This window comes from Exiguobacterium sp. 8A (assembly GCF_902506275.1).
Classification (GTDB): Bacteria; Bacillota; Bacilli; order Exiguobacteriales; family Exiguobacteriaceae; genus Exiguobacterium; species Exiguobacterium profundum.
On sequence record NZ_LR733630.1, the window covers coordinates 1,319,652 to 1,334,216 of the forward strand.

Annotated in this window: 17 protein-coding genes; 2 read left to right on the forward strand and 15 right to left on the reverse strand. The window is 46.1% G+C overall.

Going from position 1 to position 14,565, the window contains the following annotated elements:
* The first annotated feature begins 2 nt into the window (after positions 1-2).
* Positions 3-950 carry an LLM class oxidoreductase gene (locus tag GVY42_RS06780; RefSeq protein WP_159562692.1) on the forward strand — a complete coding sequence of 316 codons (948 nt, stop codon included), beginning with the start codon at positions 3-5 and terminating at the stop codon, positions 948-950.
* Positions 951-1,034: 84 nt separating this feature from the next.
* On the opposite strand, the gene GVY42_RS06785 is transcribed toward GVY42_RS06780, so the two are convergent.
* From GVY42_RS06785 to GVY42_RS06800, 4 genes are all read right to left on the reverse strand, one after another.
* The gene (locus GVY42_RS06785) at positions 1,035-1,463 is read right to left on the reverse strand and encodes a CBS domain-containing protein (RefSeq protein WP_012727014.1); all 429 of its coding nucleotides are present in this window, start codon (positions 1,461-1,463) and stop codon (positions 1,035-1,037) included.
* Between the two features lie 254 nt (positions 1,464-1,717).
* Positions 1,718-2,521 (reverse strand): alpha/beta fold hydrolase, encoded by an 804-nt coding sequence (locus tag GVY42_RS06790; protein ID WP_041917926.1) that lies wholly within the window; start codon positions 2,519-2,521, stop codon positions 1,718-1,720.
* 75 nt (positions 2,522-2,596) lie between these two features.
* The gene (locus tag GVY42_RS06795; RefSeq protein WP_159562693.1) at positions 2,597-3,709 is read right to left on the reverse strand and encodes a M14 family metallopeptidase; all 1,113 of its coding nucleotides are present in this window, start codon (positions 3,707-3,709) and stop codon (positions 2,597-2,599) included.
* Between the two features lie 86 nt (positions 3,710-3,795).
* Positions 3,796-4,194, reverse strand: coding sequence for a hypothetical protein (locus tag GVY42_RS06800; protein WP_159562694.1), 399 nt, complete (start codon positions 4,192-4,194; stop codon positions 3,796-3,798).
* Positions 4,195-4,319: 125 nt separating this feature from the next.
* On the opposite strand from GVY42_RS06800, the gene GVY42_RS06805 reads away from it, so the two are divergent.
* The gene (locus tag GVY42_RS06805) at positions 4,320-5,417 is read left to right on the forward strand and encodes a type I restriction endonuclease (RefSeq protein WP_159562695.1); all 1,098 of its coding nucleotides are present in this window, start codon (positions 4,320-4,322) and stop codon (positions 5,415-5,417) included.
* A 126-nt stretch (positions 5,418-5,543) separates the two neighbouring features.
* Here GVY42_RS06805 and GVY42_RS06810 read toward each other — a convergent pair whose 3' ends face one another.
* The 11 genes from GVY42_RS06810 to GVY42_RS06860 form a co-directional block, all read right to left on the reverse strand.
* A complete protein-coding gene (locus GVY42_RS06810; protein ID WP_012727018.1) occupies positions 5,544-6,011 on the reverse strand; it encodes a flavodoxin family protein in 468 nt (155 codons plus the stop codon).
* A 56-nt stretch (positions 6,012-6,067) separates the two neighbouring features.
* Positions 6,068-6,508 carry a hypothetical protein gene (locus GVY42_RS06815; RefSeq protein WP_159562696.1) on the reverse strand — a complete coding sequence of 147 codons (441 nt, stop codon included), beginning with the start codon at positions 6,506-6,508 and terminating at the stop codon, positions 6,068-6,070.
* Complete coding sequence (locus GVY42_RS06820) at positions 6,505-7,155, reverse strand: SIMPL domain-containing protein (protein WP_159562697.1); 651 nt, start codon at positions 7,153-7,155, stop codon at positions 6,505-6,507. The genes GVY42_RS06815 and GVY42_RS06820 overlap by 4 nt, the downstream gene beginning before the upstream one ends.
* 33 nt (positions 7,156-7,188) lie before the next feature.
* Positions 7,189-7,932 carry a hypothetical protein gene (locus GVY42_RS06825; RefSeq protein WP_159562698.1) on the reverse strand — a complete coding sequence of 248 codons (744 nt, stop codon included), beginning with the start codon at positions 7,930-7,932 and terminating at the stop codon, positions 7,189-7,191.
* On the reverse strand, positions 7,929-8,471 hold the full coding sequence (locus GVY42_RS06830) for an RNA polymerase sigma factor (RefSeq protein WP_078147384.1): 543 nt from the start codon (positions 8,469-8,471) through the stop codon (positions 7,929-7,931). The genes GVY42_RS06825 and GVY42_RS06830 overlap by 4 nt, the downstream gene beginning before the upstream one ends.
* Before the next feature lie 194 nt (positions 8,472-8,665).
* A complete protein-coding gene (gene tnpB / locus GVY42_RS06835; RefSeq protein WP_159562699.1) occupies positions 8,666-9,754 on the reverse strand; it encodes an IS200/IS605 family element RNA-guided endonuclease TnpB in 1,089 nt (362 codons plus the stop codon).
* 253 nt (positions 9,755-10,007) lie between these two features.
* Positions 10,008-10,178 (reverse strand): hypothetical protein, encoded by a 171-nt coding sequence (locus GVY42_RS06840; protein ID WP_159562700.1) that lies wholly within the window; start codon positions 10,176-10,178, stop codon positions 10,008-10,010.
* 23 nt (positions 10,179-10,201) lie between these two features.
* Positions 10,202-10,738, reverse strand: coding sequence for a DUF2812 domain-containing protein (locus GVY42_RS06845; RefSeq protein ID WP_159562701.1), 537 nt, complete (start codon positions 10,736-10,738; stop codon positions 10,202-10,204).
* The gene (locus tag GVY42_RS06850) at positions 10,735-11,058 is read right to left on the reverse strand and encodes a PadR family transcriptional regulator (RefSeq protein WP_031422720.1); all 324 of its coding nucleotides are present in this window, start codon (positions 11,056-11,058) and stop codon (positions 10,735-10,737) included. Before GVY42_RS06850 ends, GVY42_RS06845 begins: the two co-directional genes overlap by 4 nt.
* A gap of 232 nt (positions 11,059-11,290) precedes the next feature.
* Complete coding sequence (locus GVY42_RS06855) at positions 11,291-13,861, reverse strand: ABC transporter permease (RefSeq protein WP_159562702.1); 2,571 nt, start codon at positions 13,859-13,861, stop codon at positions 11,291-11,293.
* Positions 13,858-14,541: an ABC transporter ATP-binding protein gene (locus GVY42_RS06860; RefSeq protein ID WP_074033830.1), complete on the reverse strand. Its 684-nt coding sequence runs from the start codon at positions 14,539-14,541 to the stop codon at positions 13,858-13,860. The genes GVY42_RS06855 and GVY42_RS06860 overlap by 4 nt, the downstream gene beginning before the upstream one ends.
* Between the last annotated feature and the right edge of the window lie 24 nt (positions 14,542-14,565).

The following is a 14,565-nucleotide window of genomic DNA, read 5'->3' on the forward strand; positions in this document are numbered from 1 at the left end:
TTATGTTCAACAATCATAGAAGCTACAACCGGATGTACCGGGAGGGCGAGCTCACGCTCGGCCTCCACATTCCTTTAGAGAATTTTAAAATGCGTACCCCGACCCTCGAGCGTCAAGTCGAGCTTGCCCAAAAGGCAGACGATTACGGCTTCACGGCTCTTTGGTTACGGGATGTCCTACTAAAAGACCCGAACTTTTTAGACCCGGCTGTCGGTCAAATTTACGATATGCTGATCTACGGAACACATTTACTTGGTCAAACGAAAAACATTGCGCTCGGTACGTCCGCGCTCGTCTTGCCACTCCGTCACCCCCTTCGTTCGGCGAAGGAAGTCGCAACGATTGAAGCATTGTTCCCAGAACGATTAATTCTCGGGATCTCTTCAGGTGACCGTCGCGCCGATTTCAAAGGGCTCGGAGTCGATCACTCGACACGTGGCGACCAGTTCAAAGAATCGCTTCGTGTCATGGAGCAGGCGCTCTATAACAACTACCCAATTATTGAATCACCTTATGGGGAGGTCGAACAGGCAACGCTCGTGCCACGTCCGAAGAAGCGGATCCCGACGATGATCACCGGGTTCGCACAACAAGACATGGACTGGCTTGGGACGAACGGAGACGGGTGGATGTACTACCCTCAGGCACCTTTCGCACAACAGCAAGTGCTCAACGCGTGGCGTGCGAGCGGTGAAGCGCATGGTCGTGCCTTTCGTCCGTTCTCGATGCCGATGCATCTTGATTTGACGCACGACCCAGACGAGCCACCGACACCGATTCGTCTCGGATTCCGACTCGGTCGCAACCACTTGATCAAGTTGCTTGAAGCGTATCGTGCCATCGGCGTGAACCACCTCTTCTTCGCTCTCTTCGACGGAGAACGTCCAGCCGAAGAAGTCATCGATGAATTAGGTGAATATGTACTTCCACATTTTCCACCACTTGATTGAGGTTTGCCCTACTCCTATTTTTAAAAACGAAGCTGAAAGAAACGTAAAACAAGCCAGAACCGTAAGTCGGTTCTGGCTTGTTCATTATCGGACTTCATTCTCCAATTGTTTCAACTTTGTCGAGTAATACTCGATGATGTCACGGCGTCGGATGATGCCGATGAAATACTTCCCATCATCGACGACCGGCACGAAGTTTTGGTCCGTGATCGCATCGACGAGCTCTTCAATTTGTGCCGTAATCGAGACCGGCTTATAGCGAACGCGTTGCTTGATGTCTTTTAGACGTGTCCGGAGCACTTTTTCATAGTCTTCTTCCCCGCGAAGCTGTTCTGCGAGTGCCCAGAGTAAATCCCCCTCTGTCATCGTCCCGGCGTAAAATCCGTTCTCCGAAACGAGTGGGACAGACGTGAATCGATGATGCTTCATCTTTTCAAGTGCTTGTCGTACCGTTGATTCGGGGTCCAAATATTTGACGTCTTCTTTCGGATATAAAAAGAAAGCGATATTCATTTAAATCTCTCCTCAATCTGTTAATCCACCCCGCTATTGTACCATGAATGGTAGGACAGGTTGAACTAAATCCATGTTCTAATCTGGTTTCATCCCCCTTTCTCCAAAACAACACAAAAAAACATCGTGACTCTAGTCACAGCGATGTTTCAGTGATTCAAAAAATGGAAGGGAACTCCAATTGAATTATACCCGTTTTCGTTGGTTCTTACCCTTATCGACATACAAAAAGCCCCCGATTCGGAGGCCATCGATTATTGAACAAACTGCAACAACGTATCGTTAAATTTCTCTCGTTCATCCAGCACCGTACCGTGTCCACTCTCTTCAAAGCGCTCGATTCGCGCGTTCGAGATGCCTTGCTCCATCTGCTCGGCGAATGCGAAAGGACAGATCTTGTCATGTACTCCATGGATGATCAACGTCTCGACATCAATTTTCGGCAGGGCATCTCGTAAATCTTCGTCACGTAACGCCTGTGCCGAGGCAATCGTCCCATGGCTCGACGCGACGAGCGCGAGATGGTGGAACCAGTTTTGCATCGGTTTCGAATGTTCTTTCTCGAAGAAGATTTCTCCGAACCCTTCGAGCATCTTCGGTCGGTCGGCCCGTGTATCGTCAATCAACGCGTCGACTTCGTCCGTTGTCATTCCATATGGATAATCTGCACGCTGTGTGAAGATTGGTGCTGCTGCTCCCGCTAACACTAACTTTTTCAGACCATCCTCTTTATAGTCGGCAGCGTAGCGAACTGCAATCGCCCCACCCATTGAAAAACCGACGAGCGTGAAATCTTTTAAGCCAAGTCCGTAAACGACCATATGCACATCAGACGCCATTGTCTCATAGTCATAACCTGTCGCCGGGGCATCAGATTTCCCGTATCCTCTGAAATCAATGCCGATGTAGCGATATCCCGCTTCGACGAGCGCATTCTTCTGATACTCGAACATATTGTTGTTTGCTGGCCAGCCGTGCAAGAAGACAATCGGTTCCCCAGACCCGACATCCTCTACGTATAGATTTGTACCGTCATGTGCTGTAATATATCCCATCATCCAACCTCCACAGTCATTATTTAGCGAAAACACTCACAACTTCATTGTTCCCTATTCCAACTTCGAGAAACCCTCTTATGTGTCGCGCCAGAGCGCTTCACCTTTTAGATAACCTTCAACGGCTTTCGCTCCTTCTCGTAAAACAGCTTCTCGCCAATCCGCGTTTTCCGGATAGAACATCGCCATGAATTCGTTTTGAATACCGTTTCGTGCCTCAGGGTCCTTTGTCCCTTCAAAGTACAGCCGGTTCTCTAAAATAATCGTTAAAAATTCACGGATGGATGCTTTTGTCGACGTCCCAAACGTACCGAATTCAAATAAGGCAGAAACGAGACCCTTGTCCGGGTATTCCGTATCGCGCACGTAGTAAAAATGATTCGTCGAATCTCCGAGTACCTCGTCCGGGTCATACACGTTGACGTTGACTAGACCGTACGCTTGTTTTAACTCATCTTCCGTGCGACCGTCCCGTTTGCTGATGACCATCGTAACCTCGTTCGTCGGTCCGAGTGCGGTATGCCAATCGAGATGGACGACTTTTCCGTAGCGCTCAAGTAAATCATGTTGAATCCCTTTTAAAAAGATGGCAGACGGTTCGTCTTCTTCTCCCCCGTAATACACACCTTTCGGGAATTGATATTGCCCCATCCCTTTTGCTCCACTCATCGCTTTGAAGCCATCAAGCTTAATTCCAGAGCCGAGAAATGAATAGATCTGTTCACGCGCCTCATGGTAGTCGTCAATTACTCCATCCGGTACGAAGAGATGGCGCATCAGCTCATATTCACGGTTCACGTTATATGGGACCGACTCACGATCAATGACGTAATTTCTGTTCAAATCGACATTGTGTTCATTGACACGTCGAAAGTGTTTCATCCCCCATGGATTCACTGCATGTATGAGACAAATCCCCGTCGTCTCATGACGGACATGCGCGAGTTGCGTTTGTACAAATTGATGGGTCACCGCGGCGCCCGCATACCCTTCAATCCCATGTTCCCCGATCGTCATGAGAATCATCGCTTTTCGTTCTCGTTTCGGTTCTCCTAAAATGACGTCGATACTCTCATCCCCGATCGAGTGTGTCAACAGCTCCGCTTTCGGATAAAATCGTTTCACTTCAGACAGTAAGTTCAAGAACTTCTCTCGCGACTCTTCGTAAGATGATGAAAAATACTGGCTCATCGCACTCTCCTCCAATCTCTCTTCTCTCTATCCTTTCCCATCCTGAGGCAATCTAAAAACGCCTCCTTTGAGAGGAAGCGTTTCAATCAAGGGGTGCGGATTCGTTTCGAATGTTGACGTCGGAACGCCATCATATAAAAGATTGGTCCAATTAAGACGGCACCGAACAACCAGTAGAGACCAGCATTCGCATACAGTCCTTCGAAAGAACGGAACACCCAAGCGAGAATGGTGAAGGCGACCATCAACTCGATGGTCCACAGTAGCCCACGACGAACCGCTAGGAAGACAGTGTTCGTTTTTTGGAAGAAGGCTGCGACGAATGCGATTAAGAATGCCGAAAAACTCGAAAGCCACAACATTCGATTCAACGAACTTTCAGCAAAGTACGAGTTGCCGAGAGACACGGTGATCAGAAAATGCATCAAGAGGACAAGCACGACGACAATCCAACCGACAAATACATCCCGCTCCATTTTTTTCATGGATATCACCCTTTCTATTGTGACAATCTCCTTAACAATTAAAAAACTATATAAAGACAAATTTACTATCACGATAATAAAAGGTAGTATTAACTTAATAAATGCAAATATCGGAGGTTATTATAATGGAAAAGTTTTCTTCAGATATTCGTACTGTTTCTCAACGCATCAAACAACTTAAACACTCAATTTCGACAGAAGAAGCCACGAAGACCGCTCTGATTATGCCGTTTTTCCAAACGCTTGGATATGACGTTTTCAATCCAGCAGAATTTACTCCTGAATATATTGCTGATGTAGGTATAAAAAAAGGCGAGAAGGTTGATTATGCCATTATGGAGGATGGTAAACCAACAATTCTAATTGAAGCTAAATCTATTAATGAACGATTAACAAAACATGATTCTCAATTATTTCGGTATTTTGGAACGACACAAGCAAAATTTGCAATCTTGACAAATGGTGACATGTATCGCTTTTATACAGATTTAGAATCTCCTAATGTGATGGATAGCACTCCTTTCTTTGAAATCGTATTATCAAACATTAAAGATAATGAAATCAAAGAACTATATAAGTTTAAAAAACAAGAATTCAACGTAAATACAATTCTTTCGACAGCGGAAGAACTTAAATATCTCAGTGCAATTAAAGATCAACTAAAGACCTTGTCTCAGTCACCGAGTGATGAATTAATCAAACTACTCATTCAAGAATGCTACCTTGGTATGAAGACACAAACTGTGGTCGATAAGTTCCGACCAATTGTTTCTAAAGCCTTCAATCAATTTATCAGTGAAAATTTAAATGAACGAATCAAGCATGCAATTTCGGGTGAAACAGAACCCACTGCAATGCCAAATATAGATGATCCTGTTTCCAATGAAGAAGAGCAAGAAATAACGGTCGATATTCCAGCACAACCAATCATTGAAACAACTCAAGAAGAAATCGAAGGATATGCGACAGTGAAAGTATTATTAGGATCAGTAATTGATAAAGACCGAATTTTTTATAGAGATAACGCTAGTTACTTCAATATTTTGATTGATGATAGTAATCGGAAATGGGTTTGTCGTCTACATTTAAATTCATTAACGAACAAATACATCACTTTCCGAGATGAGCCTAACGTTCGCCACAAAATTAATCATGTCTATGAAATTGAAGAATACACAGAAAGACTTCGAACAATTGTAAAAGATATCATTGAAGTGAATTAATCTTTCGAACAGGCATAGAGAACAATTATCGTTCTTTATGCCTTATTTAATATTTACCCGCTTTTCTCTTCTTCTCGTCCTCTTCAACTAAAAAACGCACTCTGTTATCAGAATGCGTTTCGTGTATTATCCGACCAACTCACGCGCCCACGCTTTCGCGCGTTCGAGTTCGCCTTCCTTCAACATCTCCGTCGTCCCATCGACGAGGAACGACTCTTTTTGGACACCCGTCGCCCCTTTTTCAATCATTTCCCCTTCGACCCGATTGACGGCATGACCGAACCAATCAATGATTTTACCAAGTATCGGATTCTGTTTCTCTTTGACGACACTCGTGTCAAAGGCAGCCGTCCGTTTCCCTCGTAACGCATTGTCCGAAATTCCGTCCAAAAATACTTTAATGTCTTCCGTTTCGTATCCCCCATGTGTCGGTGAGCCGATGATGACCAGGTCGACATGTGCCAAGTCGCCTAATCCAATATTCAATACGTGTTCCATACGTGCCTCATGGTCTTTCGACAGCTCTTGCTGCATCGCATGAGCAATCTTTTCAGTATGACCATATAGTGAGTCAAAAATAATCAAGATGTTCATGATAAATCCCCCTTTACCGAACCTTTCTTTATTCCCGTTCCCATTTCCACGTTCGTTCATGCTTCTTTTTGGTACAGCGAACTTCGCTTGAAGAACGACCAACTTATCATGATGATGCCCATCCCGAGCAGCAAATAGCCGAAGAAGGTGATAAAATCACGTGAATGATACGGTGCTTCGAATCGATACTCCGCTCGCTTCCACTCCGAACCGTCCTCGACCGCAATGACGTCTTCCACAGACTCCCCGTTGACTTCACGGTACACCGTCCCAATCGGATATCCGTTCGAAGCATTCCCGTAGTAACGTCCCGTCTCATCATTGACCACTGTCTCCACTTCACCGATCACGTCACCGAGTGCATCCTCTTCGATTGTTGTGTCGAGCACTTCATATGCGTTTCGGTCGAACACGACAAACGTATAGGCCCAGGAAAGGGCAGATGCGGGCAGCGCAATCGAGAGTGAAAGGAGCATCAAGAAAATCAGTCGCCTCATTTGAGACTCCAGACGAATGTCGCCGAATCACTGACGTCAATGTCATCTGGTTCGAGTTCGGGCATCCGTGATTCCGAATAGACGACGTCCTGACTATAGAGGACGTTTGTAGGCGAAAACAGGTGAATCTCCCCCCACGTGTAGTCAATTTGAAGCAAGTCCCCTAGTTCAGCGCCTGCTCCCTTCGCAAGAAGTTCTGCTCGTTTCTTCGCATTCTCCGCAGCACTCACCAATAGCTGATCTTCAATCGTATTCGGGTCTTTCATCGTGAAACGAATGGAGAGTGTAGGATTTGCGCGAGATTGACTGATTTGTTCGATGACGTCCGATAGTTTGGACGTATCGAGCGCAAATTCGAGCTTCGTCTTCTGTTTACAGACGTATCCGACAAACCGCGACCGATAATTCTCATCTCGATCACGATAGCTCTCATATTCCGTATCGATGGAAAAGTCACTCGTTTTAAGGTCCGTCTTGTCAAACCCTGCGCTCGTGATGGCTTTTTGAAGATGGGACACCGCACTTGTCGCCTCGGTCATCGTATCTTCGTATCGTGGCGCTTTCGAGACAAGGTCCATGTGAATCACAATCAAATCAGGTCGAGATGAGACATTCCCTGTCCCTTTTACGGTAATCTTCCGTTCCATATCCATTTCCCCCTTATCGATTTGAGTTCTCCGTTATTCTGAAAATCGAGTCATCATCCAGTGCTCTACTTCATCGAGTGAGTCCAAACCTTGTAAGGACGGGTAAGCATCCCGCTCGAACAACAATCCGTTCGGTGTATCTAAAAACAGATAGCGTTCCCCATCCGGAAAACCGTAATCGGCAATGTCTTTCAATCGAAGTGTCGCTTCATTTTGTTCCCAGACAAATTCGTCATCGTATGGAATCGGCATGAAAATTCCTTCCATGCCTTGTTTCACGTGCGAGATAACGGATGCATCTGTTGTCTGTCCGGTTTCCGTGATGGCATCAGCACGAACAATCAAATCTTGCCCGACTCGCACATCCCCACGATACACGCTGGATACCTGTATCTTGATAAGAGACTGATATTCTGTCTCTCCGTTGAAGTCAATCTCGATATGCCAGATGTTCGTGACCGTTCCTCTGACCACGACCGGATTCCATTTTGAGAATAGTTCATCCTCTGTCATCTCCATCATATTTTCCTCGGAAATATCTGGTTTTACTTTTGATTGATCGACAATGTGAACGGAATTCGCAGTGGAATCCGTGGATAGCGGGATTTGTTCGTTCCAGACATTCGATGTGAAGAGCATGAATCCCGCAGCGACAGCGATGAGGAATCCTGCTCCCCATTTCAGTCGTTGATAAGGTTTTCGCTCTATCATCATCGATTCCTCTATATACCGGTCATCGACTTCCCCGAGTAGTCGAAGGATCTGCTCACTTTTCATACGCGAACCCCTTCTGCTTCAAGCGCTCGCTGTAACGCATCCCGCGTGCGCTTCAAGGTCATTTTGACATGGCTCTCACCGAGCTGATGTGTCGTTGCAATTTCTTGAATCGAGTGTAAATAGAAATAACGTTGCATGAACATCACCCTTGTCAGTCGAGGTAGGTCTGCTAGAAATTCATTCAACACGTCGACGAGGTCTTCGTCTTTCATCGATTCCGTAAGGACATGTTCTAGTTCTTCATAGACGAGCGGTACTTCCCCACCGCCACGTTTTTTTGCATGATTCTTCTTATAACGCTGTAATGCGAGATTTCGCACGATCTTCGTCAAATACGCTCCGAGTCGAAGCGGACGTGTCGGCGGGATCGACTCCCACGCTTTCATATATAAATCGTTCAAACACTCCTCTGTGTCTTCGCGATTCTGTAGAATATTATAAGAAACACGATGACAATAGCTTCCGTATTTCTTCTTCGTCGCGACAATCGCATACTCCGATCGTTCCCAGTACCAATCGATGATGACCTGGTCATCCATCCAGTTACCCCCTTCGTATAATCCCTCTATACCTATAGATCCCAATCTCATATCATCCGTCACAATCTAGTGAACTACTCGCCACTTATTGGCTTCGCAAATTGAAGGGGGAGCTTCTTGGGAAGATCGTACTTTTATTAGCCACGATTATTTACCAAGCTCGTCGGGTGGTTCCCACCCTGAAGGAATTCGTTTTAGTTTGCCAACATCAACAGATTGATGCTCGCGTTGATGTCTCGGTCATGATGCGCGCCACAGGTACACGTCCATTCACGGACATCCATCGCCTTCTTCTCGCCTTTTACGCCGCAAGAAGAACAGATCTGCGTCGATGCGAACCATTGATCCGCCTTGATGAGCGTCCGTCCGTAGAAGTTTGATTTGTATTCGAGTTGACGGACGAACTCGTACCAACTGACATCCCCGATGGACTTGGCGAGCTTATGGTTTTGCATCATGTCCTTCGACTTCAATGTCTCCACGACGATGATTTGGTTCTCGTCAACGATCCGTCTCGACAGCTTATGAAGGAAGTCCTTGCGTTGGTTGGCAATCTTTTCGTGTTTCTTAGCCAAAAGTAATTTGGCTTTTTCACGGTTCTTGCTTCCGATCTTCTTTCGCGACAGCGCCCGTTGCGCCTTCTTGACCTTCGCCTCAGATTTTCGGAGAAAGCGAGGGTTGTCGACCTTCTCCAAGACCATCGCGTCGTTCGTCATGACGGCGAAATATTCCAGGCCGAGATCGATCCCGACCTTGTTCTTGGCTGGAATCCATGGTGCATCGTCCTGTTTGACGAGGATGGAGACAAAGAACTTGCCTGTCTTGGTCATCGAGACCGTCGCCGACCGGATGACGCCCTCGAACGGGCGATGTTGTGTGAACCGCACGAACCCGACCTTCGGCAGACGGACTTTGCCCGCCTCGATGCGGATCGTTCCATGCTGGTTGTTCGTCGTGTAGGAGGCGCGCGACCGTCGTCTCGATTTGAAGTTCGGGAAGCCGCCCGTCCCGGCGAAGAACTTCGCGAACGCGGTGTCGAGGTTCAGTTTCGCGTTCGCGAGCGCGAGGCTGTCCGCCTCGGCGAGGAACGGGAACAGGGGCTTGTAGGAGGCGGGTGTCGCCGGTTTCCGTCTCGCTCCGTTCCCCGCTTTCGCCTCCTCGCGGATGGCGATGCGGTCCTCGAGCAGCTTGTTGTAGATGAACCGGGCGCAGCCGATTGTCCGGACCAGGAACTCGGCCTGTGCAGGCGTTGGGTGGAGCCTGTATTTATAGCCCTTCAGCATGTCCGTCCCTCCTCCCTCCAGCAGATCGTGATGTATCCTCCTCGTCCGATACCCGCGGAAGGGGAGGGAGAATCTGACGGAATCACGAACTTTTGTTCGTAACATCTGTCATAGGGAGATAAGACTTTTGGACCGGGCGATTCATCTCCCGCCTACGCTGGGCTACGCCCCGAGACGCTTAGAGGAGGGAGATTTCTCGCCTGATTTAGTTAAAAAACCTCGTCATCGAGACGAGGAATGTTATCCTGATTCATCATTGCTTCCAAATCGATACGACAAGCCCGCCAATGTAGCCAATCATCGCCCCGCTCGCAATCCCATATGTCAATTGAATATGGAAGAAGAACGAGAGGATTACACCGAGTGTCGTCCCCGCAATCAACCCAAAACAAATGATACAATCTTTCCATTCTGGTGAATCCATCTTGCTCCTCCTAACCTATGCGCTCAATCTGACGACTTCATCTCTCCAATCGCTTTGAGACCTTTTAGTGTCCTGACTTTCCGAGTATGATGTTGGACCGCATAAGCCAACATCGCGACGACAGCTATGTTCAATAGGATGGTCCACTGCGCATATGGATTGGAAAGATTCGCTACCACCACAACAAAATTGGCGAGTCCCACTGCTCCATACAGTTGGATGATTCGTTTCTCCCGCTGAATCATCGAATCAAAATCCGAATACAATTGGAACGGTCCGTCACTCGTTCGTTTTCGTAAAAAGATCCACCGATACGACGTATCGACCACTTCGACTCCAACTTCATCTAAGAATGCCATATACGCCTTCGACTCGGGGTGAGAAGGTAAGTTGGACAACAATTCGATTCGGTAGGTGAACGTCCCAGGTTCAACTTGTTTGAACACATATCGCATCAAACGAAAGGATTCAAGCGCCCAACCGGTTTGAGCCATCTCATTGAGCCACTTCTCTTCCTTCTCATAATCAACAAATATGCGATAGACCGTTTTCGTCTTCATGTATCCAACTCCTTCGTCCATTCATGTCCGTGCTGCACCAGTTCTTCTAGTCGCCTTAATTCCGACCGAAGTGCCTCTCGACCAGTTGCCGTGATCTCATACTCTTTCTTCCGCCCCGTACCTTCGAGCGCCTGAATCCAACCTCTCTCTACTAGACTACTGAGGGCGCCGTATAATGTACCTGGCGCGAGTTGAACCCGCCCATTGCTCAATTCTTGAACGAATTGCATCATCCCATACCCATGCCTCGGGACTTGCAGAGATAATAATATATAATAAACCGCCTCGGTTAATGCGCCTGTATTTGACTGTTGTGTCACGTATCCTGCTCCTTTGTATCGTTATTCGTTATATCGTCATCCGATATATCAAAAATATCCTATTTTTGGTTAATTAACAAGAGCTGTGACAAAATATTTTTATTTTGGTCGTTCTTCGTATTGTTTTGGCAATCTTGTTTTGTTTGTCATGAAATCATAAAAAAGGGACTCAATATGTACTGAGCCCCTTGTTTTGTACTTCATGGTTTGTCATGAATATTTAATAATCTTCTTAATCGTTTTCTTGTTTCAATCGGTCGATAATGTTATCTTTCTTTATTTTTGAAACGGAATATAGCATCGAGGCACCCACAATCATGAAAATCATGATGACGACAAACAAAATGCTATTCCACGGCAAGGTAAACGGAGCATCAAACGTATTGATTTGCGCTCGATAGATGAGGTACATGATGAGAAGACTGATGGGAATCCCATACGCAAGGGCTTTCACCCCATAAAAAATGCTTTCATAGTACACCATCTTATTGAATCCTTTCGGAGTCATCCCAACCGAACGAAGCATCGCAAACTCACGACGACGAAGTGAGACGCTCGTTGAAATCGTGTTAAAAATGTTCGCAATCGAGATTAGCGAAATTAGCACGATAAACCCGTACACAAATATTGATAAAAGTAACAACATCTGTTCTTGTTGTTCCCGTTGTTCCGATATGTTAAAGACATACAAATCCAAATTCTGTTCCGCTTCAATCACTTGTTGTGTGTCCTCGGGGTTATCTGTATTCAACGCGATTGACGGACTCGATTGTTTCATCAAATCCCCGATTGCGTCTTCTTCAAACGTCCCTTCTCGTACTATCACATCTAGCCATCCAAGAGAACCTGTCATCACACCGGTCGGGGCGATATCTGTCATTGCGCCAACTTGAATCGTTTTAAGCGGTGCCGCGTCGCCCGTTGCATTCTCGTCCCTCAATTCAAACGTATCACCGATTTCTGTTTCGACCGTCTCTGAAGTGATGAATTTTTTCTGATCCATGTCTTGATACGAGATCTCATCAATCAAGACGGCTCCTGGTACGTCCCCGTCTTCAAAACGACTGACAGGCGCTCCGATTTGTTTCAAGTACGCATTGAAACTTTCATCATCTAATTGATAGAGGGATACGTAGTACATAAATTTTCCGTCAACGATCGTTGATGCCAAATTCTCGTTCTTGGTAATCGCACTCGGTAATTGAGATTTGCTGACCATCGTTTGGACCGTTGCATTTTCAAAATATGTTCCGTTCGTCACATGATCTAACGATTCATAACGTCGTAAATCATTTTGATCAAGCGTTGAACCATTCACAAGAATATCGAAATCATAGTCTGCTTGAGACATGTCAAGGGACTGTTCGAGACGATCAGTGAAGTAACTGACCACTAAAAACAGGACGATACTGATGACGAGCGAGAAGACGGTAACCAGATACCGTTTACGGTTGCGCTTCGTATTCTTCAACCCAATCTCTGCTTCTAAACCGAAAAGACGACGAACTAGTTTTGACGTCTTCACTTGTTTTGACGTCAATCGTACATCTTGCGTTTGACGAATGGCGTCAATCGCAGAAATCTTTGAGGCTCGACGCGCCGGAAGATAGCAGGAAATGAAAATGGTTACGCTCGAAATGAAGAGAGTTAATAGTAAAGTAATCGGTGTGACGACAACTTCAAACTTCTCCGTCACGTTTAACGCTTTTTCGGCAAATGCATTGATGAATAGGAATGTGAACGCAATACCCGTAATCCCCGCCAGGATACCGAGTGGAATGCTAATTCCCCCAATAACCATCCCTTCAAAATAGACCGAGTTCCGCTTTTGTCGCTTCGTAGCCCCGACACTTGCCAACATTCCGAGGTAACGAGAACGCTCCGACACACTGATGGCGAATGCGTTATAGATTAGAGAAATCGAACCGATCACGATGACCGCCATGATGATTCCACCAAATCCATATAGCGTTTTACGCAAGCCATCGTCATTTGTCACTCCATAATAACGAAGCAACGAAGAATTGTAGGCGACACGTTCTATGTTCTGTTCGGTCATCAACTGTTTCGCTTCCGAATAAATCGAGTTGTCTACATCGTTCAAGGCGACGAACGTATCGACTCTTGCTCCATTCAATTCTTGATCATCGATGAATCCGACGACTGTATACCCTGGCGACCAAGTCGGTTCCCAGTCAGGTCGAGCCATCGTTCCAACAACCGTCAATGTCACCGTATCCTCAACGTTTAATTGTTCGAGAATCGTCTCATCTTCTCGGATCAAACCATCATTTTGTGTCAACACGTGACCTGATGACGGATCAATCCGCTCTCCAATCTCAAGTGTCAATTCATCACCGATGTTATAGGTGACGAGGGCATTTTGGCGAATCCCTTCTGAAATGACGACTTCGCCTTCTTTTTCCGGTAGACGCCCCTCAGTCAAGTCAATTGGAAAACTCTTCAATCCGGATGTGTTATAGTTTCGAACATATAAGTATGGTTTGTAAGCGTTTTGTGACTCTTCTAGTTGAGCATAACCATCATTTGAAAGGATGACAGCCTTCGTGTTCGCATCATCCCGAATAGCTTCGACTTGCTTTTCGTTTGTATCTAGATACTGAACATGCCATTCTCCGTTATCTGCGATGTCTTGACGAATCATCAAATCCAAAAAAGAAGATCCGAGCGTTGTGACAGCTGTAATCATCGATACAGAGATGATGACTCCGATGATTGTAACAAGCGAGCGTCGTTTGTTCTCGCGCAAATGCCGAAGTGTCATTTTATTGATGATGTTCATGCGCGGACGACCTCATTCTTCGCAATCTTGCCATCTTCAATCGAAATGATACGATCCGCCTGTAAGGCAATCCGCTCGTCATGGGTAATGATGATGAGCGTTTGATTGAATTTCTTATTGAACAGTTTTAACAGGCTCATGATTTCTTCACTATTTTGACTATCCAAGTTTCCTGTCGGCTCGTCGGCTAAGATAATAGCTGGATTACTAATCAGTGCCCGACCGATGGAAACGCGCTGCTGTTGCCCTCCCGATAATTGATTTGGTAAATGGGTCAATCGATTTGACAAGCCCAAGATGCCGATGATGCGTTCCAAGTGAGCGATATCCACTTTTTGTTCATCTAATAGCATCGGTAACGTGATGTTCTCTTCGACAGTTAAAATCGGAATCAAGTTATAAAACTGATAAATCAAACCGATTTGTCGACGACGGAAAATGGCAAGCTGCGTCTCGTCCAATGCATAAATGTCTGTTTGATCAATCAACACCTGTCCACTCGTCGGCACATCGACACCACCAAGTAAATGCAACAATGTCGATTTCCCCGAACCCGAAGGCCCGACGATACAGACAAATTCACCTTTCTTCACCGTGAACGAGACGTCATCGAGCGCTCTGACCTCCATCTCGTCCTTGCCGTATACTTTCGATAAGTTTTGTACTTCTAATATGTTCATGTTTGCACCCTCCAGTACTTGATC

Excerpts from the sequence above, each read along its gene's own strand:
- GVY42_RS06795 (WP_159562693.1), bottom strand. The coding sequence starts at position 3,709 with ATGAGCCAGTATTTTTCATCATCTTACGAAGAGTCGCGAGAGAAGTTC.
- GVY42_RS06800 (WP_159562694.1), bottom strand. The coding sequence starts at position 4,194 with ATGAAAAAAATGGAGCGGGATGTATTTGTCGGTTGGATTGTCGTCGTG.
- GVY42_RS06805 (WP_159562695.1), top strand. The coding sequence starts at position 4,320 with ATGGAAAAGTTTTCTTCAGATATTCGTACTGTTTCTCAACGCATCAAA.
- GVY42_RS06780 (WP_159562692.1), top strand. The coding sequence starts at position 3 with ATGTTCAACAATCATAGAAGCTACAACCGGATGTACCGGGAGGGCGAG.
- GVY42_RS06855 (WP_159562702.1), bottom strand. The coding sequence starts at position 13,861 with ATGAACATCATCAATAAAATGACACTTCGGCATTTGCGCGAGAACAAA.
- GVY42_RS06815 (WP_159562696.1), bottom strand. The coding sequence starts at position 6,508 with ATGAGGCGACTGATTTTCTTGATGCTCCTTTCACTCTCGATTGCGCTG.
- GVY42_RS06820 (WP_159562697.1), bottom strand. The coding sequence starts at position 7,155 with ATGGAACGGAAGATTACCGTAAAAGGGACAGGGAATGTCTCATCTCGA.
- tnpB (WP_159562699.1), bottom strand. The coding sequence starts at position 9,754 with ATGCTGAAGGGCTATAAATACAGGCTCCACCCAACGCCTGCACAGGCC.
- GVY42_RS06845 (WP_159562701.1), bottom strand. The coding sequence starts at position 10,738 with ATGAAGACGAAAACGGTCTATCGCATATTTGTTGATTATGAGAAGGAA.
- GVY42_RS06840 (WP_159562700.1), bottom strand. The coding sequence starts at position 10,178 with ATGGATTCACCAGAATGGAAAGATTGTATCATTTGTTTTGGGTTGATT.
- GVY42_RS06830 (WP_078147384.1), bottom strand. The coding sequence starts at position 8,471 with ATGGATGACCAGGTCATCATCGATTGGTACTGGGAACGATCGGAGTAT.
- GVY42_RS06790 (WP_041917926.1), bottom strand. The coding sequence starts at position 2,521 with ATGATGGGATATATTACAGCACATGACGGTACAAATCTATACGTAGAG.
- GVY42_RS06785 (WP_012727014.1), bottom strand. The coding sequence starts at position 1,463 with ATGAATATCGCTTTCTTTTTATATCCGAAAGAAGACGTCAAATATTTG.
- GVY42_RS06825 (WP_159562698.1), bottom strand. The coding sequence starts at position 7,932 with ATGAAAAGTGAGCAGATCCTTCGACTACTCGGGGAAGTCGATGACCGG.
- GVY42_RS06860 (WP_074033830.1), bottom strand. The coding sequence starts at position 14,541 with ATGAACATATTAGAAGTACAAAACTTATCGAAAGTATACGGCAAGGAC.
- GVY42_RS06810 (WP_012727018.1), bottom strand. The coding sequence starts at position 6,011 with ATGAACATCTTGATTATTTTTGACTCACTATATGGTCATACTGAAAAG.